Annotated in this window: 21 protein-coding genes and 2 riboswitches; of the genes, 13 read left to right on the top strand and 8 right to left on the bottom strand. The window is 36.3% G+C overall.

Annotation, left to right across the window (positions count from 1 at the left end):
* Window positions 1-7 precede the first annotated feature (7 nt).
* The 3 genes from BC6307_RS03650 to BC6307_RS03640 all read right to left on the bottom strand — a co-directional run bounded on the left by BC6307_RS03650 (window position 8) and on the right by BC6307_RS03640 (window position 2,707).
* Entirely contained in the window at window positions 8-322 is a 315-nt protein-coding gene (locus BC6307_RS03650; RefSeq protein WP_066417216.1) for a YbjQ family protein, read from the bottom strand.
* Entirely contained in the window at window positions 303-506 is a 204-nt protein-coding gene (locus BC6307_RS03645; RefSeq protein WP_066417218.1) for a hypothetical protein, read from the bottom strand. Before BC6307_RS03645 ends, BC6307_RS03650 begins: the two co-directional genes overlap by 20 nt.
* 179 nt (window positions 507-685) lie before the next feature.
* Complete coding sequence (locus tag BC6307_RS03640; protein ID WP_066417220.1) at window positions 686-2,707, bottom strand: transglycosylase domain-containing protein; 2,022 nt, start codon at window positions 2,705-2,707, stop codon at window positions 686-688.
* Between the two features lie 215 nt (window positions 2,708-2,922).
* Between BC6307_RS03640 and BC6307_RS03635 the strand changes: the two genes are divergently transcribed.
* Both BC6307_RS03635 and mscL read left to right on the top strand, forming a co-directional pair.
* On the top strand, window positions 2,923-3,309 hold the full coding sequence (locus BC6307_RS03635) for a hypothetical protein (RefSeq protein WP_066417224.1): 387 nt from the start codon (window positions 2,923-2,925) through the stop codon (window positions 3,307-3,309).
* A gap of 298 nt (window positions 3,310-3,607) precedes the next feature.
* Window positions 3,608-4,021: a large-conductance mechanosensitive channel protein MscL gene (gene mscL / locus BC6307_RS03630; protein WP_066417227.1), complete on the top strand. Its 414-nt coding sequence runs from the start codon at window positions 3,608-3,610 to the stop codon at window positions 4,019-4,021.
* 749 nt (window positions 4,022-4,770) lie between these two features.
* On the opposite strand, the gene BC6307_RS03620 is transcribed toward mscL, so the two are convergent.
* On the bottom strand, window positions 4,771-6,015 hold the full coding sequence (locus BC6307_RS03620) for a dicarboxylate/amino acid:cation symporter (protein ID WP_066420659.1): 1,245 nt from the start codon (window positions 6,013-6,015) through the stop codon (window positions 4,771-4,773).
* Window positions 6,016-6,286: 271 nt separating this feature from the next.
* Between BC6307_RS03620 and BC6307_RS03615 the strand changes: the two genes are divergently transcribed.
* The 3 genes from BC6307_RS03615 to BC6307_RS03605 all read left to right on the top strand — a co-directional run bounded on the left by BC6307_RS03615 (window position 6,287) and on the right by BC6307_RS03605 (window position 10,312).
* The gene (locus BC6307_RS03615) at window positions 6,287-6,517 is read left to right on the top strand and encodes a hypothetical protein (protein ID WP_066420657.1); all 231 of its coding nucleotides are present in this window, start codon (window positions 6,287-6,289) and stop codon (window positions 6,515-6,517) included.
* A 143-nt stretch (window positions 6,518-6,660) separates the two neighbouring features.
* Window positions 6,661-6,855: riboswitch (cobalamin riboswitch) on the top strand.
* Window positions 6,856-7,024: 169 nt separating this feature from the next.
* The gene (locus BC6307_RS03610) at window positions 7,025-9,259 is read left to right on the top strand and encodes a ribonucleoside-diphosphate reductase subunit alpha (RefSeq protein WP_066420656.1); all 2,235 of its coding nucleotides are present in this window, start codon (window positions 7,025-7,027) and stop codon (window positions 9,257-9,259) included.
* A gap of 12 nt (window positions 9,260-9,271) precedes the next feature.
* Complete coding sequence (locus tag BC6307_RS03605) at window positions 9,272-10,312, top strand: ribonucleotide-diphosphate reductase subunit beta (protein ID WP_066420654.1); 1,041 nt, start codon at window positions 9,272-9,274, stop codon at window positions 10,310-10,312.
* A gap of 52 nt (window positions 10,313-10,364) precedes the next feature.
* Here the strand turns inward: BC6307_RS03605 and BC6307_RS03600 are convergent, their stop codons facing one another.
* Together BC6307_RS03600 and uptA are read right to left on the bottom strand one after the other, a co-directional pair.
* Window positions 10,365-11,144, bottom strand: coding sequence for an undecaprenyl-diphosphate phosphatase (locus BC6307_RS03600; RefSeq protein WP_066420653.1), 780 nt, complete (start codon window positions 11,142-11,144; stop codon window positions 10,365-10,367).
* A gap of 11 nt (window positions 11,145-11,155) precedes the next feature.
* Window positions 11,156-11,740 carry an undecaprenyl phosphate transporter UptA gene (gene uptA, locus BC6307_RS03595; protein ID WP_066420651.1) on the bottom strand — a complete coding sequence of 195 codons (585 nt, stop codon included), beginning with the start codon at window positions 11,738-11,740 and terminating at the stop codon, window positions 11,156-11,158.
* A gap of 212 nt (window positions 11,741-11,952) precedes the next feature.
* Between uptA and BC6307_RS03590 the strand changes: the two genes are divergently transcribed.
* Window positions 11,953-12,945, top strand: a complete 993-nt coding sequence (locus BC6307_RS03590) for an HD domain-containing protein (RefSeq protein WP_066420650.1) — start codon at window positions 11,953-11,955, stop codon at window positions 12,943-12,945.
* Window positions 12,946-12,971: 26 nt separating this feature from the next.
* On the opposite strand, the gene BC6307_RS03585 is transcribed toward BC6307_RS03590, so the two are convergent.
* Window positions 12,972-13,208, bottom strand: coding sequence for a hypothetical protein (locus BC6307_RS03585; protein ID WP_066420649.1), 237 nt, complete (start codon window positions 13,206-13,208; stop codon window positions 12,972-12,974).
* A 220-nt stretch (window positions 13,209-13,428) separates the two neighbouring features.
* Here BC6307_RS03585 and BC6307_RS03580 point away from each other — a divergent pair, with 220 nt between their 5' ends.
* The 3 genes from BC6307_RS03580 to BC6307_RS03570 all read left to right on the top strand — a co-directional run bounded on the left by BC6307_RS03580 (window position 13,429) and on the right by BC6307_RS03570 (window position 15,080).
* Entirely contained in the window at window positions 13,429-13,791 is a 363-nt protein-coding gene (locus tag BC6307_RS03580; protein ID WP_066420648.1) for a hypothetical protein, read from the top strand.
* A 307-nt stretch (window positions 13,792-14,098) separates the two neighbouring features.
* Window positions 14,099-14,716, top strand: coding sequence for a hypothetical protein (locus BC6307_RS03575; protein WP_066420647.1), 618 nt, complete (start codon window positions 14,099-14,101; stop codon window positions 14,714-14,716).
* A 157-nt stretch (window positions 14,717-14,873) separates the two neighbouring features.
* Window positions 14,874-15,080 (top strand): hypothetical protein, encoded by a 207-nt coding sequence (locus tag BC6307_RS03570; RefSeq protein WP_066420646.1) that lies wholly within the window; start codon window positions 14,874-14,876, stop codon window positions 15,078-15,080.
* A gap of 59 nt (window positions 15,081-15,139) precedes the next feature.
* On the opposite strand, the gene BC6307_RS03565 is transcribed toward BC6307_RS03570, so the two are convergent.
* Window positions 15,140-15,541: a DUF2500 domain-containing protein gene (locus BC6307_RS03565; protein ID WP_235858292.1), complete on the bottom strand. Its 402-nt coding sequence runs from the start codon at window positions 15,539-15,541 to the stop codon at window positions 15,140-15,142.
* A 188-nt stretch (window positions 15,542-15,729) separates the two neighbouring features.
* On the opposite strand from BC6307_RS03565, the gene BC6307_RS03560 reads away from it, so the two are divergent.
* From BC6307_RS03560 to BC6307_RS03545, 4 genes are all read left to right on the top strand, one after another.
* Window positions 15,730-16,623 (top strand): EamA family transporter, encoded by an 894-nt coding sequence (locus BC6307_RS03560; RefSeq protein ID WP_066420645.1) that lies wholly within the window; start codon window positions 15,730-15,732, stop codon window positions 16,621-16,623.
* A gap of 99 nt (window positions 16,624-16,722) precedes the next feature.
* Window positions 16,723-16,824, top strand: a riboswitch (purine riboswitch).
* 143 nt (window positions 16,825-16,967) lie between these two features.
* Window positions 16,968-17,597 carry a xanthine phosphoribosyltransferase gene (locus BC6307_RS03555; RefSeq protein WP_066420644.1) on the top strand — a complete coding sequence of 210 codons (630 nt, stop codon included), beginning with the start codon at window positions 16,968-16,970 and terminating at the stop codon, window positions 17,595-17,597.
* Entirely contained in the window at window positions 17,563-19,074 is a 1,512-nt protein-coding gene (locus BC6307_RS03550) for a uracil permease (protein WP_066420643.1), read from the top strand. Before BC6307_RS03555 ends, BC6307_RS03550 begins: the two co-directional genes overlap by 35 nt.
* Before the next feature lie 453 nt (window positions 19,075-19,527).
* Window positions 19,528-19,803 carry a hypothetical protein gene (locus BC6307_RS03545; RefSeq protein WP_066416681.1) on the top strand — a complete coding sequence of 92 codons (276 nt, stop codon included), beginning with the start codon at window positions 19,528-19,530 and terminating at the stop codon, window positions 19,801-19,803.
* Window positions 19,804-19,816: the final 13 nt, after the last annotated feature.

Below are 19,816 nucleotides of genomic sequence, written 5' to 3'. Positions count from 1 at the left end.
TATTTAGCTACTCTACGTATACAGCTGTTCCATATGCAATAATTTCTGATGCATTTGCCATAACATTTGATGTTTCTAAACGAACTGTAATGATAGCATTAGCACCTTTTCCTTTTGCGTCTTCTACCATTCTTCCAATAGCTTTTTGCCTTGCTTCATTCATCATTTCAGAGTACGCTTTAATTTCTCCGCCAACAATCGTTTTTAACCCAGCTAAAATATCTTTCCCAACATGTTTGGATTGAACGGTACTTCCTCTTACGAATCCCTTTAATTCCTTAACTTCCTTACCAGGTACAAAATCAGTAGTCACTATAATCATTCTGATCATCTTCCTCTTTTTCTTTTTTTCGTTCTATTATGAATAGTATGGATAACACAAGTAATGCAACAAAGTATAAAGCGTAAAAGACCCCTGCCCAGATTAAACTGATAAAAACTAAAACAATACCTAAAACTTGCCCAGCGATGGCAGTTATTAATAATGTGTACTTTATTAAGTCCATATACTCACCTTACGTTCTTTCATACTATACTCATTTTACCACGATAAAATTACATTGAGAGATATTTATCTATCATGTTTTTTAATGCATCTCTTGTGTGCTACTTTGGTAATAAAAGAGTGTAATAAACTGCGACAAACAAAACTAAAAGGCCCCATAACGAGTTATAAGGCCTTTTATTAATCATCTTTCTTTTTACCCTTTTTGTTCTTTTTATTTTTCTTCTTTTCTTCCTTCTTTTTTTGTCCCGGTGGAGTTTTCTTTTGCTTTTTTTGTTCTTTTTTATTATTATCCACCTTTTTCACTGGTGGTGCTTTTAAATAAGACCCGAGACTAAAACTCGTAGATGGTAAATCTTGAAGTCCAAGTGAAATTGTTTTGGAGAAAAGAGTAGCAGCAGTATTTCCCGCTCCTGCAACAACTGGTACGTAATGTGACTCATCTGTCCTATCAAACCCAATCCAAAACGCTCCAACTACTTCTGGAGTATACCCTACAAACCATTGATCTTGAATAGCATTTGGAACCCCATCAAAGTTCACTTGAGTTGAGCCAGTCTTTCCAGCTACTTCTCTACCAACGATAGAAGCATTTCTACCTCCACCTTCTTCGACCGCACCTTTTAACATAAACGTCATTTTTTGTGACACTTCTTCTGAGATAATTTGTTTCTTTTCTCCTTCGAATGTCGCTACTGTTTTTCCGTTACGATCGACTATTTTTGATATCGCATGTGCGTTTGTTTTAACACCTTTATTAGCAAATGTAGTGTACGCCTCTGCCATGTGAATTGGTGCTACACCTTTTGAAAATCCACCTAATGCCAAACTACTTAAGTGATGATCATCATCCGTAATAGGAATATTAAAGCGACTAGCTGCATCAATTCCATATTTTATCCCCATTTCATGTAAAAGCGAAACGGCCGGAATGTTGTATGAATGAATGACTGCATTGTACATCGATACTTCTCCTTGATACGACCTCGTATGATTTTGAGGGGAATACCCATTAATATTAATTGGCGTATCGTTTAACATATGATGAGGCTCATAGCCATTTTCAAGTGCTGGTGTATACACAAACAGTGGCTTAACGATTGAACCTGGTTGACGTTTAATACTTGTCGCACGATTCAAATGTCGAAATTGATAGTCTCTCCCGCCAACTAAACCTAAAACTCCAGCTGTTTCAGCATGTAAGAGAATACCTGCGCTCTCAGGAACGTTACCATCTGGAGTCACCGGAAAGTTAGACACTTCTGAATACAGATTTTCGAGAGTTTGTTGCACACTTTGATCCATTTCTGTATAAATATGATAGCCTCCAGAAAGCAACTCATTTTCTGTTAAACCATAAAGATTCATTGCTTCTGTTACGATATGGTCGATATAACTAGCATATTTCCCTCGATATTCGTCTATCTTTCTCTCTTCTATTTCAAGTTTTTCGTTTTTAGCTTCTTCAAATTGACTATCTGAAATAAAGCCTTGATTATGCATTAATTGTAATACAACATTTCTTCGCTCTATTGCCCCGTCTTTATTTTTAATTGGGGAAAGCGCAGAAGGAGCTTTCACTAAACCTGCTAACGTAGCAGCCTCCGCTATTGAGAGGTCTATCGGTTCTTTCCCAAAATATACTTGAGCCGCTTTTTTTATTCCCCAAGCACCTTCACCAAAGTATATTTGATTTAAGTACAAACTTAATATTTCACTTTTCGTATATTCTTGCTCTACTTTTTTAGCTAAGAAAAATTCATCTGATTTTCGTTTGAACGTTTTTTCATTGGTGAGAAACACATTTTTCACCAATTGTTGTGTAATTGTACTTCCACCTTGCACAACATTTCGCTCTTTTACATTTTTTAATGCTGCACGTAAAGTACCGATTAAATCGAAACCATCATGCTCATAGAAACGTTGGTCCTCGACGGCAACTATCGCTAATTTCATAACATCCGCTATTTCGTTTTCGTTCACACCTTCCACTTGATTAGAAGAAAACTTACTAGCTATATCACCATTACGGTCATAAACGATTGTTGATTGAGGTAACGGTTGTAGTAAGGCACTTACATCTCTCGTATTAATGTGAAACTGCATTCCAACTAAAAGAATTAGAGTAAAAATACCTACAAGTAAAAGAACAAACTTTATATTAAACCCTTTTTTCTTTTTTCGTTCCAATCTTGAAGCCATTTTGTACCTCCATAAATATTTTAACTATAATAAATTCGTTTATAGGGGTATGTTTATGACCGTACAAAATACCCAAATTTTAGTAACGAAGGAAACTTAATGTGATTAAACAGCACCTTCTAATAGGCATTTGCATATTGTAAACGTATCGAAGGTAGAACAATACCTTTTATCTTTTTCCTTCAATTATGGTTTTTTAAGAAAGGAGATTTTTTATGTATCCTTATCGACAATTCCCTGGATTCCCTCCTTCAACACCACCGCCTTATGGGGCTGGTGGAGGAATGGGCCCTGGTAGCGGATTTGGACCCCCTGGGCAAGCAGGAATGGGTCAACAAGTTGGTCCACCCCCCGGACCTCCACCAGCTACACCTCCACCAGCAAGCTTTGCTGCTGGTCCTAGTGTAATGGCAGTTGATCCTGGATCCTTACGTGGATGTTTATTCCGTTTTACATGGATTCGATTAACTAGTGGGCAATCATTCTGGCTCTATCCAACTTACATCGGAAGGCGATCGGTAGCTGGATGGCGTTGGACTGGGTTCCGCTGGGTTTATTTCGGAATCGACACTAGAAGAATCCAATGGTTTCAATGTGTTTAAATCCGATTCATCTGAGCCGTCCTAAAAGTCAGTAGAAACTGACTTTTAGGACTTTTTTATTGGTTACTATTATAACAATGCTGAAATTCCTAATAAGTGTAAGTACAAAACATTCATTATAAGGAGTTGGTATAGATAGGTTTAGGCCAATCTATAAAAAAGGAACACTTGAAAAAAACAGAAAAAAAGATTCGTTTCTCTACTGTTTTAAGACTTATAAGACAGCCCGTTTTTTTTCATCATAATCATTATTTTAATTAATAAAATTACTAGTAAGACAACTTTAGGAGTTGGAGCTATGCTTAAAGACTTTAAACAGTTTGCTTTGAAAGGTAATGTTGTAGATTTAGCAGTAGGGGTTATTATCGGTAGTGCATTTGGAAATATCGTTTCTTCTTTAGTAAGTGATATTATGATGCCATTATTAGGTATCGTGTTAGGAGGAGTAAACTTAACTAATCAAAGCTTTCAAATTGGCCAAGCTATTATTCAATACGGGGCATTTATCCAAACAGTAATTGATTTTCTAATCATTTCACTTTCTATCTTTTTCGTTATAAGAGTCATCCAACGACTAAGAAACAAAGAACAACAAAAGAAACAAACACCTTCCCCCTCACAAGAAGCAATTCTACTTACAGAAATAAGAGACATAATGAAAAACGAAAACAAAACCGAAAAACCCAATAAAATGAAAATACATATTAAGTAGAAAAGCGGAGGTGGCTCGTTTAGGTCCAAACAAACTGGAGCTTTTCCGCAGGAGATAAAGGAAACACAGCGAACGTTAGAGAGCTGATGTTGACTTATCGTACGGAGGAAAAGTGAAGTTTGAGCCGGACCTAGCCACCGGAGCTAGACAATTAGAAAAGCGGAGGCGCTTCGATCAGGCCCGTACAAACTGGACTGTTCCGGTAGGAGATAAAGGAAACACAGCGAGCGAGAGCGAGCTGATGTTGACTTATCGTACGGACGGAATGGGAAGTTTGATAGGGCCTAAGCGCCGGAGCTAGACAAATAGAAAAGCGCAGGTGGCTAGTTCTGGCCCGACAAGCATAAGACAGGCGCTGCAGGTGGACGCTCTTTGTCCACCGGAAGTGACTGCCTTATGACTCGAGGGCCAAGCCGCCGGAGCTGGACAAAGAAAAGCGGAGGTGGCTCGTTTAGGTCTGCTCATTTCTATTTGCGATAGGTTCAACCTTATTTGCGATACCTTCACTCTTATTTGCGGTAAATCATTTTTATTTGCGATACCTTCATCCTTATTTGCGGTAAATCATTTTTATTTGCGATACCTTCATCCTTATTTGCGGTAAATCATTTTTATTTGCGATACCTTCATCCTTATTTGCGGTAAAGGTAGTCCATTTTCATTTGCAACACACCATTTATAACAAGCAGTCAAATATGAAAACAGAACAAAACATGGCTCCCTTTTACAGAGAGCCATGTTCTAGTCGTTTATTTTTCATCGGGGATGGTCATATCTTCTCCCTCTGTTTTTGCTACGATGTATGCACATGCTGCATCACCAGTAATGTTAACAGACGTACGAAGCATATCTAGTAGACGGTCCACTCCCAGAATTAAGGCAATTCCTTCGACTGGTAAGCCAACCGATCCTAAAACCATCGCTAATAGGATAAGCCCGACACCTGGAACTCCTGCAGTTCCGATACTTGCGACAACAGCTACAGCAACAACTGTTACTAGCTGCATGACAGTCAAACTTTCTGCAAAAACTTGTGCAATAAATACGGTTGCGACACCTTGCATAATTGCTGTCCCGTCCATATTAATCGTCGCCCCTAGAGGTTGAACGAAACTACTTATATGCTTTGGCACACCTAATTTTTCTTGTGCCGTATCCATAGAGATAGGAAGTGTTGCATTACTACTAGATGTACTAAAGGCAACACTCATTGCCGGTGCAAAGTTTTTGAAGAACGTAATTGGACTTGTTTTCCCAAGTACCGCTATGGCGGAACCGTACGTGACAAATAAATGAATAAAAAGTGCTAAAACAACTACAATGAAATATCCAAACATCGCTTTAAAAGCATCTAGCCCCATTTTTCCTATTGCAGATGCGATTAGTCCGAACGCCCCGTATGGAGCAAATTTTATAATGAAGTGGACAAGCCACATTACTACTTCATTAGCTTGTTCGAATAAAGATTTAATCCCAGCTGCTTTATCGCCTAACACATTGATTGCTAGCCCTAATAAAATGGAGAATGCAATAATTTGTAGTAAATTCCCTGTAGCCATCGCTTGAATTGGGTTCGTTGGAATAATGTTAAGTAACGTATCAACTACAGCTGGTGCTTCCGTCACCTCGTATGGTGGTAAGTCTTCACTGTTAAAAGTACCAAAATTACCAGGCTTAATAATTGTTGCTAGCGTTAACCCAATTGTAATTGCGATACTTGTCGTAACCATAAAAAATACTACTGTCTTGAAACCAATTCGTCCAAGTTTTTTCGTATCACCTAAATTAACAACACCTAACGTAATCGAGATAAGAACGATAGGTACAACAAGCATCGTAATTAAATTAAGAAAAATCTTACCTAGCGGAGTAAAAAACCAAGTATCAATTCTTGAAAATAATATATCTGATGCAAATAGGTTTAATATTAGCCCAACTACTATACCTAGAGCGAGACCTATTAATATTTTGGATGTTAAGGATAACTTCTTCATAAGATTCCCCCTTATTAATAATATTTTACATCGTTTACAACTATCTATGTATGGACAACACTTGATTATACCGGACTTTAACTATTTTAATTGTAAAAAGGCATTCTGTAAAGTGACATACATTAGAGTAAAAATATTGCAAATTGTATTACTACAGATTAAAATGACAATAATTGAATCTTGTACTATACTGAATTTTTTGGTATAGTAGTAAAGATTTTTTCTGTATAAACTAGTAGGGTTAATAGTTTATATTTTGGAGGGGTTTTACATGAAATTACTTTGGAAGGTAATTATTGCACTTTTCTTGTTGATTACTGCCAAAGTTGGTATGGATTCATACAAGATATTAAAAACTGCTGCAGGCGGAGAGCATATTCGAATTGATCCTGCTCTTTATTTTAATTTATCGTACTTAATTTTCGGCGCAATTGGCTTAATGATTTTATCGGATGTATTTAAAAAATATATAAAAGAAAATAATGAATATAAGCAAGTTTAATCAAGGATGAGTGGTGTTTTACTCGTCCTTTTTTATATTATTTTCTTTATACTCTTAATTTAGGCCATTGCATTTATTAGATTAATAGATTATGATAATCACAACATACAGATTTTAATCACAAAATACATACAATATATAGATTTTATAACGAAGTTAAAGGTGTCTAATATAGACTTAATAGGGAAATTGGTGAGAATCCAATACTGTCCCCGCAACTGTAAGTGTAGACGAAATGAAAGTCCACTGTATAAGACTGCTTAAAGGCGCTTATATGGGAAGGTTCAAAGTAGGATGAAGCACGAAGTCAGGAGACCTGCCTTTTCTTCAAATGTTTCGCATTCTTCGGGGATTGGGAAGATGAAACGATGGTGTAATATGCACTTTTTGTTTCTTATGCTTATTCCACTTTCGTTTGATCCACTCAGTCCTTGAGTGGATCTTTTATTTTTCTCCAGTTGGTCGTTGGACTAAAAGGAAAAAACTAGAATAGAAAGAGGGATAAGTATGACTACAATTATTCAATCAGATCATGTACTAGATAAAGTTAAATCAACATTTGAAAAACATCCAACACTAAACGCACAACCTTTTCTTGATAAAGCAGCAAAAATAATAAATCAACATCACCAACTTTCCAACGAAACAATTTATGAGTTAATAATTTTAGAAGCGTTAAGTTTTATTAGTGAAGAAGAACCAGAATGGACACACATTGCTGCGAATCTTTATTTAAACGTTTTGTACGAAAATACAGCTAAAGTAAGAAAAGAGAACAAGCACTATAAAGGCTTTTATCATTTAATAAAATCTCTAGTAGATAAAGGGATTTATGATCCAAAACTATTAAATTTCTATTCACCTGAAGAACTAAATGAATTAGAAAAAGAGATGGACCCTAATAAAGATGAGCTCTTCACATACATAGGGATTAAAACATTAGCAGATAGGTATTTAACGAAAGACCATTCGATGCAACTGTGGGAACTGCCCCAAGAGCGATTTATGATTATTGCTATGACATTAATGATCAACGAAAAGCAAAACCGCCTTCAGCACATAAAAGAAGCATATTGGGCATTAAGTAATTTATATATGACGGTTGCCACTCCTACATTAGCAAACGCAGGGAAAACTCATGGACAGTTATCGAGTTGCTTTATTGATACGGTAGATGATAGCTTACAAAGCATTTATGACAGTAATACCGATATTGCAAACTTGTCAAAAGCAGGTGGCGGAATTGGCGTCTACCTTGGGAAAATTAGAGCTAGAGGAAGTAATATTAAAGGATTTAAAGGTAATTCCTCCGGAGTAATCCCTTGGATGAAACAACTTAATAATACGGCTGTAAGTGTTGATCAACTAGGACAGCGTAAAGGTGCGATTTCTGTCTATTTAGATGTATGGCATCAAGATATTTTCTCCTTTTTAGATGCAAAACTTAATAATGGCGACGAACGATTACGTACCCACGATTTGTTTACGGGCGTTTGTATTCCTGATTTGTTCATGGAAAAAGTAGAAGAGCGAGACGATTGGTATTTGTTTGACCCTCATGAAGTGCGCCAAGTTATGGGGTATTCATTAGAAGATTATTTTGATGAAGAAAAAGGAAACGGTAGCTTCCGTCATAAATATTACGAGTGTGTGGGGCATCCTACTTTACACAAAGTAAAAGTGCCTGCGATTGACATTATGAAAGGCATTATGAGAAGTCAACTCGAAACAGGAAGTCCCTTCATGTTTTATCGTGACGAAGTAAATAGAATGAATGCAAATAAACATACGGGCATGATATATTGCACAAATTTATGTACAGAAATCACTCAAAATCAAAGCCCTACTATCATGACCGAACAAGTTGTACAAGAAGGGAAGATTATTACGACAAAATCACCTGGTGACTTCGTTGTATGTAACCTTTCTTCTATAAATTTAGCAAGAGCTGTTATGGATGAGGTTGTTGAACGGTTAGTACGAATTCAAGTAAGAATGCTAGATAATGTAATCGATTTAAACACTATCCCTGTTTTACAAGCACAACTAACTAATCAAAAATATCGTGGGATTGGCTTAGGCACATTTGGTTGGCACCATTTATTAGTGTTAAAACAAATAGGCTGGGAAAGTGAAAAAGCGGTAAAATATGCGGACGAGCTTTATGAAAAAATAGCCTTTTATACGATTCAAGCAAGTTTTGAATTAGCGAAAGAAAAAGGAGCCTACCCAACATTCCCACAATCAGAATGGGAAAGTGGCAAATACTTTGAACGAAGAGGCTACAGATCTAACGAGTCGGAACTTCCTTGGGATTCGCTACGAGCTAATGTTCAACAGTATGGAATTAGAAACGGCTATTTAATGGCAGTCGCTCCTAATGCAACTACTTCAATTATTGCAGGAAGCACAGCAAGTATAGATCCGATCTTTATGAAAGTGTATTCCGAAGAGAAAAAGGACTATAAAATCCCGGTAACTGCACCAGACTTAAACAGTCATACAACTTGGTTCTATAAATCTGCTTATTTTATTGATCAACATTGGAGCATCGCACAAAATAGTGCTCGTCAACGACATATCGACCAAGCTATTTCTTTTAACATATATGTACCTAATACGATTAAAGCGAAAGCACTACTAGACTTGCATGTAGACGCATGGAAGAAAAATTTAAAAACAACTTACTATATTCGTTCTACTTCAAGTGAATTACTTGATTGTGAATCTTGTTCTAGTTAAGGAGGAACTAATATGACTACAATACAAAGACGTGTTCTAATGGATGCAGACGCTCCAAACGCATCTACACGAATCATCAATGGTCACAGCTCTAACGTATTAAATTGGGATGATGTACAGTTTAGTTGGGCGTACCCTAAGTATAAAAAAATGTTAGGGAACTTTTGGACACCTTTTGAAATCAATATGGCCCAAGATATTAAGCAATTTCCACTACTTTCAGAGGATGAAAAAGGAGCGTTTTTAAAAATAATCGGCTTATTAGCTCTATTAGACAGCGTCCAAACCGATTACGCTGGGAAAGTTGCGGATTATATAACCGATTCTAGTATTAATGCATTAATGATAATCCTAGCACAACAAGAAGTAATTCATAACCACTCCTACTCGTACGTGCTGTCAAGCATCGTTTCACGCTCACAACAAAACGAAGTATTCGAATATTGGAGAACAGAACCAACTTTACGAAAAAGAAATGATTTTATTACGAACGGTTATAAAGCATTCGCAGAAGAACCAACTGTAGCAAACTTGTTACGTTCCATCGTTTATGATGTTATTTTAGAAGGCTTATTTTTCTATTCTGGGTTTGCATTTTTCTATCATTTGGCCCGAAATCAAAAGATGGTCGCGACGAGTACGATGATTAACTATATTAATAGAGATGAACAGCTACATGTTGATTTGTTCGTAAAAATCTTTCAAGAAGTGTTAAACGAATATCCAGAGTATCATACTGAGGATTTAGCTACATTCGTTCAAAATACCTTTAAGGAAGCTGCCCAATTAGAGATAGAATGGGCTCGACAAATTATCGGAAATAAAATTGTCGGTATTGATATAGAAGACGTGGAGTCTTACATTAAGTTTTATGCCAATGTCCGCACGAACCAACTTGGATTTGACCGCCCATTTGAAGGCTATCGCACAAATCCAATGAAATGGATTAAAGCATATGAAGATGTTGACTTAGGAAAATCGGACTTTTTCGAACAAAAATCCCGTCAATACACAAAAGTAAACGTTCAAGACAACGGATTTGATGAATTATAAAAACAAAACGAGTGCCAACAATACTCTCAAAGTTGGCACTCGTTTTCCGTTATTAAAACAAACCTAGATATTGCAACCCTAACACTAGTAATCCTAATGCCCAAACATAAATAGCAAACGATTTTAAGGAATGCTTTTTTAAATAATTGATCATCCATTTAACAGCAATATACCCGAATATACAGGAAGCTAATATCGCAATCATTAGTGACGTTAACCCAATATCTTCACGTCCTACTTGAGCTACTTCTACTGTTTGTAATGCGACTGCTCCAGCTATAGCAGGCGTGGATAGTAGGAAGGAGAAATACGCAGCTGTTTCACGATCTAGTCCTCGAAAAAGCCCTGCTGCGATCGTTAATCCTGAACGTGAAATCGCTGGAAAAATTGCTGCCGCTTGAAAGGACCCAATAAACAAAGCATCTTTCCAATTAATATCGTCCATCCTTTTAGCGCCTTTCCGGATTGAATCAGCAAACCATAGAAATGCTCCTGTTATTAAAAACTCCCATCCTATCGTCACACCTGTTTTTGAAATCTCTTCAAAATAGTCTTTAAACGCTAACCCGATTACTACCGCTGGAATTGTACCTATTATTAATAAAAACGATAACTTATGAAACGGGTTTTTTATAATTTTCATAAACTCTTCTCGATAGAAGTATAGAATGGCAATCAATGTCCCAAAGTGAAGCATCGTATCTAAAAGTAGACCCGCTTCCTGTAGACCGAATAAATTTCTACCTAAATATAAATGTCCTGTACTACTAATCGGTAAAAATTCTGTTAATCCTTGAATAATACCTAATATAAATGCCTCTATTTTTGACAAAATGCTCCCTCCTATTTTTTCTTGCGATCATAAATAAAATAGCCGACTACCCCTAACACCATCAGTACAATTAACGGGATAATGAACGGTTGGGCAACTTCCTTAATTTCTCGCCAATTCTCCCCTAATTGGAAACCTAAATATAAAAAAAGGATAGTCCAAGGAATAACCGCAGCAACTGTATAAAAGATAAAAGTGGATACAGGCATTTTCGCAACACCTGCTGGAATAGATATCGCATGCCGAACAACCGGAACAAATCGAGCAGCAAAAACTACAACTGGTCCATATTGTTGAAACCATTTTTCGGACACATCTAAGTGACTTTTCTTAATAAGTAAATACTTACCGTACCGCTCTAAAAATGGTCTCCCCCCTAAACTACCAGCCCAGTACAAAAATAACTGCGCAATCGTTCCGCCAACTACTCCGGCTACAAAAGCACCAACCATACCTATTTCACCAATGGCAATTAAGTAGCCCCCATAGCCAAGTACAATCTCACTCGGAATAACTTCCACCATTAAGCCTAAAGCTATCCCCCAAACCCCTAAGCCTGCAAAAAACTCAAATAGTTGTAAAAAGAAATTCTCCATACACTCACGCCTTCGTCCAAAAATGAAAGTTGTCCATATAAATGTATGAACACATGTCCATAAAAAGCACACCAAATTTGTGGGAGACAGTCCCCTCGCCCACACATTTATTGGAAATTCCCCATTTTCATCAAGTTGTTTATTTCATTTTTTTGTAAACTATATCCTTATCTCTCAAGAAAAATTGTTATAGTATTAGTGAGGTGAAAAAATTGATAATAGAAGATATTTATGGAGTTACTGAAATAACCGAGCCTGTTTTAATAGATTTATTACATTCAAAGCCGGTTCAACGATTAAAAGGTATTTATCAAGCCGGAGCTGGCTTTTTCGTTCAACCGAAGTGGAATACTACTAGATATGAACATTCAGTGGGAGCATTAATACTCGTTAGAAAGCTTGGTGCTTCCCTCGAGGAGCAAATAGCAGCACTGCTTCACGATGTCTCTCATACAGCTTTTTCACATACAGTGGATTATGCATTAGGAAGAGCAAACGAAGATTATCATGAAGAAATATTTGATGAAATTGTGAGAAGGTCAGAAATCCCTTCTATTCTGCGTAGTCACGGTTACTCTACTAATTTACTAAATGATATTGAGAAATGGACGTTGTTAGAAAAGAATGCACCAGATTTATGTGGGGATCGGATTGACTATACTTTAAGAGATCAGTACAACTACGGATTCATTACAGCAGAGGAGATTCATTCGTTTTTACATACTCTCATTGTGATAGACGGAACAATTTGTATCTCCTCACTCGAACAAGCCGAATGGTTCGTGAACATCTATTACCAAGAAGTTATTGACTTTTTTCTTGATCCGCTAAATGTATATGCTTATCAGCTACTAGCTAAAGCATTAAATTATAGTTTTAAGCAAAATATCATCACTAAAAACGAGCTTTTGTTAGAAGACGAGCAAGTAATGAACCGATTACGCTCCTCACAAAATATAAAACTGAAAGAAATGTTAAGTCGTTTATCACCAGGCGTGCAGGTAGAGGAAAAGAAGGAAGATTATGAGTTCTATCAAAAGAATAAATTACGGCTCATTGACCCGTTAGTTTTTATCGATAACAAAACAGTTAGAGCGAGTTCGCTTTCTCCGCAAGTACATACAATGAACAAACTAGCAAGAGATCGCACTGAACTCGGGACTTATGTGAAACTAAAAAGGGTCCACAAAGACAGTCTTTACTGACTTGTGGACAACCTTCTTTTTTTCTATTAATCCTCTAATTCTTGATAAAAAGTAATCACTTTCTTTTTCGTGTCGATGGTAAAGGTACAGTTCCATCCATTCATTTTCTTCACTTGAATTACTTCATCTTCTATACAAAAACGAAGAGCTAAATCGTCTTCTCTATCTAATAACGCATAAGAGTGATTTCTAGCAAAAAGGGAAAAATCATAGTTTGTATTTAAGATCCAATCTTCCACTAAAAAGTGTTGTTTTAAGTTCATATTTTGCCCTTACCCTTCCATACATAATTATGATTATCTTGCCATATAACTAGCAGTCTAGCAATATATATTTTTTTCCTGAACAGCTTCCATTCATTTCTTCCCCATTTGCGCACTTTATACTTTTGCACCACCAATGAATCATGTACAATATAGTAGGATATGAGAAAAATGTCGGATAAAAGCGAGAAATTGTCAAAATTTTTTAGGGGTGAATTTATTGAAGCGCATATTGATTTTTCCTCTTCTACTAATATTGTTAACCGCTTGTAGTGGTCCTAAAGCAGAGATAGGGCCTCGCTTTTCATTTATAGAGGTTGTGGAAGATAAAGAGCACGCTGTATTGCATGAAATTGAAGACATTGACATTATATTAGAAGATAGTGAAGTTATCGTTGGAAACGAAGAAATGTTAGAAAAATATCCACGTTTTGAGCTCGTACAAATTCCTGCTTATATTATTTTTGAAAATACAGGAGTGCTAACGAAAGATATGGTTATGTGGACTTACGACCTAGAAGAAGCTGTTTTTTATTTAGAAGATATGGTGGAAGAATATAAAGAAGCAATGGAAAAACAGTAGCGATTTAGGCTACTGTTTTTACTCTGTTATCATCATCTATAAAAAGATGGGCTTTTCAAATGACTTTAGAAGGAATAAATGAACTTATCAAGAATAGTAATCATTAAAAACGCTTATCTTTGGGGTGGCTATTCTTGAATAAATTATGTTTATCTTCTTTTTGTATCGGTTATGATGTAATTGCCGTTACGATATTCGGTCTTATTATCATATATATAGGTTATAGAATGCTCGGGCACGAAGATTAATTGAATATTTTTCCTCTTTTTGGACATAATACGGGCAAACAAAAAGAGGAGTGTATACGATGAAAAAACTAGGTTTAGTCGTGTTACTTTTATTAACTGCCTGCAATGGCGACACTCAAAATAACAATTTTTCTATTTTACCTACTGAAGGAGAATATACTTTTCACCGATTTGTAGAAGACAAGTTTCAGTCGGACTATCGAATATTGTACAGTGTTGTACCTGACAGTAATATTGTTCAGTCAAAATTTGTGCAAACAATTGATACGAACGAAGTAATTGAAACCCATACGTTCTATACAGAATTAGATGATGGTGTTTATGGGTATTATGTAGTGGAAGAAGAATTTCCAGAGGATTGGACACCTGCAGATATAGAAAAATTTTCTAAAGAAAAAATTTTACCAATCCCTCCAGAAGTGGGAGAAACTTGGTCTAACATCATAGAAGAATTAGATAATGAGACAACATATCGTATTACCTCCAATTCTGAAACACTAAAAACAGAGGCTAAAACGTTTAACGATGTAATTGTCATTCAATTTGAAGAAAAAAATAATGGAAAAACAATCCGAACAGGTCATTCCTACTTTGTTCCACAAGTTGGATGGGTCCGGTTTGAAGCTAAAGGTGAATTTTTAACAGAAGTAAATGAAATTATAGAAATTAATAATTAATCTTAATAAATTTTTGAACTAAATCAAAATCCCTATCGTCTATATTTGTAAAGGCTTTATTGAGATAACTTATAGGTAATTTAATACAAATGTAATAAAACGTAGGTATTTTTTCATGTATAATAACAAATAGTATCATCGTTTTTGGGGGGATTAGATGAAGCTAAGTAAAATTATCTTTGGAGTAAGTATAATCGCTAGCTTCTTGATGCTTGTTGCTACGGTCATTGCAATTGTCATTCATGATTACGGATACTCTTTCGTCATGTTTGCTTTGTTCGTCGTTAGCGTCTTACAAAATGTTTCTGTATATAAAATTATTTTTAAATCTAAAAGTGAAATAGAAAGCACCGTTACGAGCTAACAATCGAAACGGTGCTTTTCATCTTCTTTCATTTTCATTTCTCGCTTCTCCCGTGCCTTTTATACGATCCGTTCAAATTTCAAATATCTAGTTCCTTGGAACGTTAATTTTCCTCTATCACCTTCTGCCAGTTGGCCGTATTCACGTCCATTGACATGCAATTCCATCCTATCTCCACTTTCAACCTGGAACGTTACATAATATGTGGTACTACTCGAATGATGATGATGATCTCCGTGATGATGAACATTTCTTCTTACATTTGCACGTTTCGTCACAACAATTGCCGCTACCGTTAAAACTGGTTGTTGATTGTTATAACTCCATTGTTTAATCCCTTTAATAAATGTGAAAAGAATGACACCTAATATGATGAAAAAAACTAGAAAGAAAATTGTATTAAAACCACCAAAAAACATACCGCCACCAAAAGCCCCAGCTAGCCCCATAAAAGTTTCCATCGAAACCCCTCCCCTTCTCTAATATTATATTTACGGTCAAGAAATGAGAAGAGTTTCAATGCTAAATTTTTTCACCATGCTTGATTAAGTGAATATGTTTATTTTGGTACACTTTTTGTACATTTTTTAGTTTTTTTAAGTACAATAAGATTAGTGTACAATTTTAATAGAATTAAAGGTGAATAAAAATGGTGAATAAAACGTTATATTTCTCCCTCTTTGTGTTTTTAGGAGGGTGCTCGTACGGGGTTCTATCTACTTTTGTAAAAAAGGCGTACGAGAAAGGATTTGTTTTCCAGGACGTTATTCAAAGTCAATTTTTCTTTGGCTGGGTCCTATTATTATTACTCATGTTGCTTTTCTCTCGTAATAGAGTGACAAAAAAGCAAATGATTACATTGATGCTAGTTGGAATTACTACGAGTTTAACAGGAATGTTCTATTATTTATCCCTTCAAACGATTCAAGCATCGTTAGCTATTATTTTATTATTTCAATTTACTTGGGTAGGAGTCTTAATAGAAAGTATTGTAAATCGAACTTTACCATCTAAAGAAAAAGTCATTTCCGTTATTATTCTTTTTATTGGAACTTTGTTATCTGGCGGTTTTTTCGGAAGCGAATCGTTCTATTGGGAAAAAAATGGAGTGTTTTTCGGACTTTGTTCTGCTATAACTTTTGCACTATTTATCTTCTTCAGTGGTAGAGTGGAAACGAACGTACCTACTATTACAAGAAGCTTTATGATGACATCTGGTGCGCTCTTATTTTTATTTATCATTTTAACGCCATCGTTCCTTATAAACGGGTCATTATCAGACGGTTTATGGCTTTACGGTGTACCTCTTGGAGTTTTCGGAGTTGTATTACCTGTTATCTTTTTTGCATATGGTGCACCGAAAATAAATAGTGGATTAGCTACGATATTAGGAGCTTCTGAGCTTCCTGTTGCAGTCATTATGTCGATGCTCGTTTTACATGAAGCAGTGACGTTTTTACAATGGGTTGGAGTGTTCATTATTTTAGTTGGAATTGCGCTCCCTCAATTTAACGTATTGAAAAAACAACCGTTGCAAGTTTAAGGATTTCCGAACTAAAATTTGTTTTTAGAAATAAATATTCGCTTTTTATTCTAAAAAAGGGGTTTTCAAACATCAGATTATAGTTTATAATCACTACTAAATCACAAACAACATACTGCTCATATAATCGTGGGGATATGGCCCACAAGTTTCTACCGAGTTACCGTAAATAACTTGACTATGAGTGACATTGACATGTATGCAAAAATACATTTTTTGCATCGTTCTTCGTATTTTCTTTAAATACTTAAGTCCGAATGTCAAGGATCACTTATATCCTTGATGTTCGGACTTTTTTGTTTGTTAAAAAATGATTTTTCAATACTTATAGGGAGGAAGAAATGATGAAACTACTAGAGCAAGCAATTCGTGAAAAAGGAACGGTTCTTCCTAATGATGTTCTAAAAGTTAATTCTTTTTTAAACCATCAAATTGATACGGAGCTAATGATTGCAATTGGCAAAGAGTTTGCACATCTTTTTGCACAAGAAGGAATTACGAAAGTGTTAACGATTGAATCGTCTGGTATTGCTCCAAGCTTTATGGCTGCAAACGAGCTAAAGTCACCACTTATTTTCGCACGAAAAAAGAAATCTTTAACCCTACAAGATAATGTGTATACAAGTAGTGTTTATTCTTATACAAAAAAAGAAACGAACGAGATTACTGTCGCAAAAGAGTTTTTAAATTGTAACGATACCGTATTAATCATTGATGATTTTCTTGCTAACGGTGAAGCAGCGTTAGGGCTAGCATCAATCGTTGAACAAGCGGGTGCGACAGTTGTAGGGATCGGGATTGTTATCGAAAAATCGTTTCAACCTGGTCGAAATAAACTGCTACAAGCAGGTTACCGAGTAGAGTCTTTAGCAAGAATTGAATCTTTATCCAACGGTACTGTTACTTTTGTTACAAAAAATCATCTGGAGGAAGTACAACATGAAAACGAAAACTGTTCATTATCCGTGGTATAAGAAAGAAGATACAGATGCATTCTTCGCCCTTTTTCAAAACAATTTAGCTAACTTTGTTATCATTGCCGTTACGATGCTTGGACTAGGGTTTCCAGCAAGTATTGTATTCGGAAAAGTTATTCCTGGAGCTGCTGTTGCCGTTATTTTTGGAAATTTATATTATGCTTACATGGCAAATCGTTTAGCACAAAAAGAAAAGAGAACGGACGTAACCGCACTATCATACGGAATTAGTACCCCTGTTATGTTTGTCTTTTTATTCGGGGTGTTAGCCCCAGCGAAAGCAATTACAGGTGATCCTGAGCTAGCTTGGAAAATCGCAGTTGGTGCCGCATTTTTAAGTGGACTTATTGAAGCAGTAATTAGTTTTTCAGGAAATTGGGTTCGCGACCATTTGCCACGTGCTGCAATGCTCGGAGCTTTAGCAGGTGTTGCGTTTACGTTTATTGCTGGAGAAATGTTGTTTAATACATTTGCTATCCCAGTAGTTGGACTTGTTTCTTTAGTAATAATCATACTTGGTGTGATTGGAAAAGTAGTTATGCCATTTAAAATTCCTGCTTCATTATTTGCTGTAGTAATTGGAACGGTTTTAGCATTCACGTTAGGATATCAATCGCCAAGTACGTTTCAAGAAGGATTAGCACATATAGGATTTTACCCATTCTTACCAAGTTTAGTTGCCTTTGAAGGTATTTCTTATCTTTTTGGAGCTTTAATCGGACTTTTAGCAGTTATTTTACCTATTACTCTTTATAATGCAATTGAAACAATGAATAATGTTGATGCAATGGCAGCTGAAGGAGACTCATACGATGTAAGGGAAAGTCAAGCTGTTGACGGTGTCGGCACAATGCTCGGTGCTATTTTTGGTGGATTATTCCCAACAACTGTTTATATCGCTGCTGTTGGTTCTAAATGGATGGGCGCTGGTAGAGGTTATAGTATTTTAAATGCTGTAGTTTTTGCTATTGCTGCAATGACTGGATTAATCGCTGCTTTAGCTGCTATCATCCCACTAGCTGCAGTTGCACCAATTTTAGTATTCGTTGGTATGTCGTTAGTAGTTAGCTCTTTCCAATCAAACGAGAAAAAGTATTTCCCTGCTGTTACTATCGCAATGTTACCTTACTTAGCTAACTATGTGATGACTAGATTTAATAACAATGCTGGTGAAGTTGTTGCTGGTATATCGGAAGGGATTGTTCCGTTAGGTCAAGGAGCGATGTTTACTGGTATCATACTTGGAGCAATTACTGTTTATATTATTGATAAAAAATACTACCATGCTATGAGTTTTGCATTTATTGGAGCATTTCTATCCTTTATCGGATTGATGCACGCACCGAAGCTCGCTATTAATGCTGCTCCTGATTTCTCAATAGCCTATATTTTAATTGCACTATTCTTATACTACTATGGTTGGAAACAAGCAAAAATCTCTACGGTTCAAGATGTAACAAAGAAAGTTGCCTAAGGAGGTTGAGACACAACTATTTTATCAAAGTAATAAACGAACAAAAAATAGTAGAGTGGAAATAACCCGCTCCGGAAATATACTTCGCTTTCCGCGGGCGGCTGGTGAGCCTCCTCGTGCTAAAGCACTGCGGGGTCTCACCTATGCCTCTGCTCCCGCAGGACAAGGAAGGCTTCGGCAGCGAAACATCGCACGAAGAAAAATGCGGAGGCATTTTTCGAGGAGTCTACGTATATTTCCTCCGCTGATTCCGCAATTGTTCGTTTTTTATCATGATCATTTTAGTTTTGTCCCAGCCTTTTTTTGATTGTTTTTCATTGATGAGAAATAATTCGTTTTAGGCACTTAACTTGTCTTAAAATTAATTCTCCTTTTTTGTGACAAGCGCCCACGAGTTTTCTAGACTTCTTTCATAGACTAGGAAGGAAAGGAAAAGGAGGAGGAAAAAAGTAAATGTATAGACATGATATGCATGGACCACCTCATGGCGGACAAAGATTTATTGGTGGTTTTGGTTACCCACTTTTAGGTGGTTTTTTAGGTGGCGTATTAGGTGGTGCTTTAGTTTCTGGCCCAGGATTTGGTGGGGGATTTGGACCACGTCCTAGACCGTTTTATGGTGGATATGGACCAGGCTTCGGTGGGTACGGACCTGGATTTGGGTATGGACCTGGTGTTAGACCTGGATTTGGATATGGACCAGGATTTGGCGGAGGTTTCTATCGTTAAAAATTTATCATTT

It is taken from the genome of Sutcliffiella cohnii, from assembly GCF_002250055.1.
Taxonomy (GTDB): domain Bacteria; phylum Bacillota; class Bacilli; order Bacillales; family Bacillaceae_I; genus Sutcliffiella; species Sutcliffiella cohnii.
This window is presented reverse-complemented; position numbering and strand designations above follow the sequence as displayed.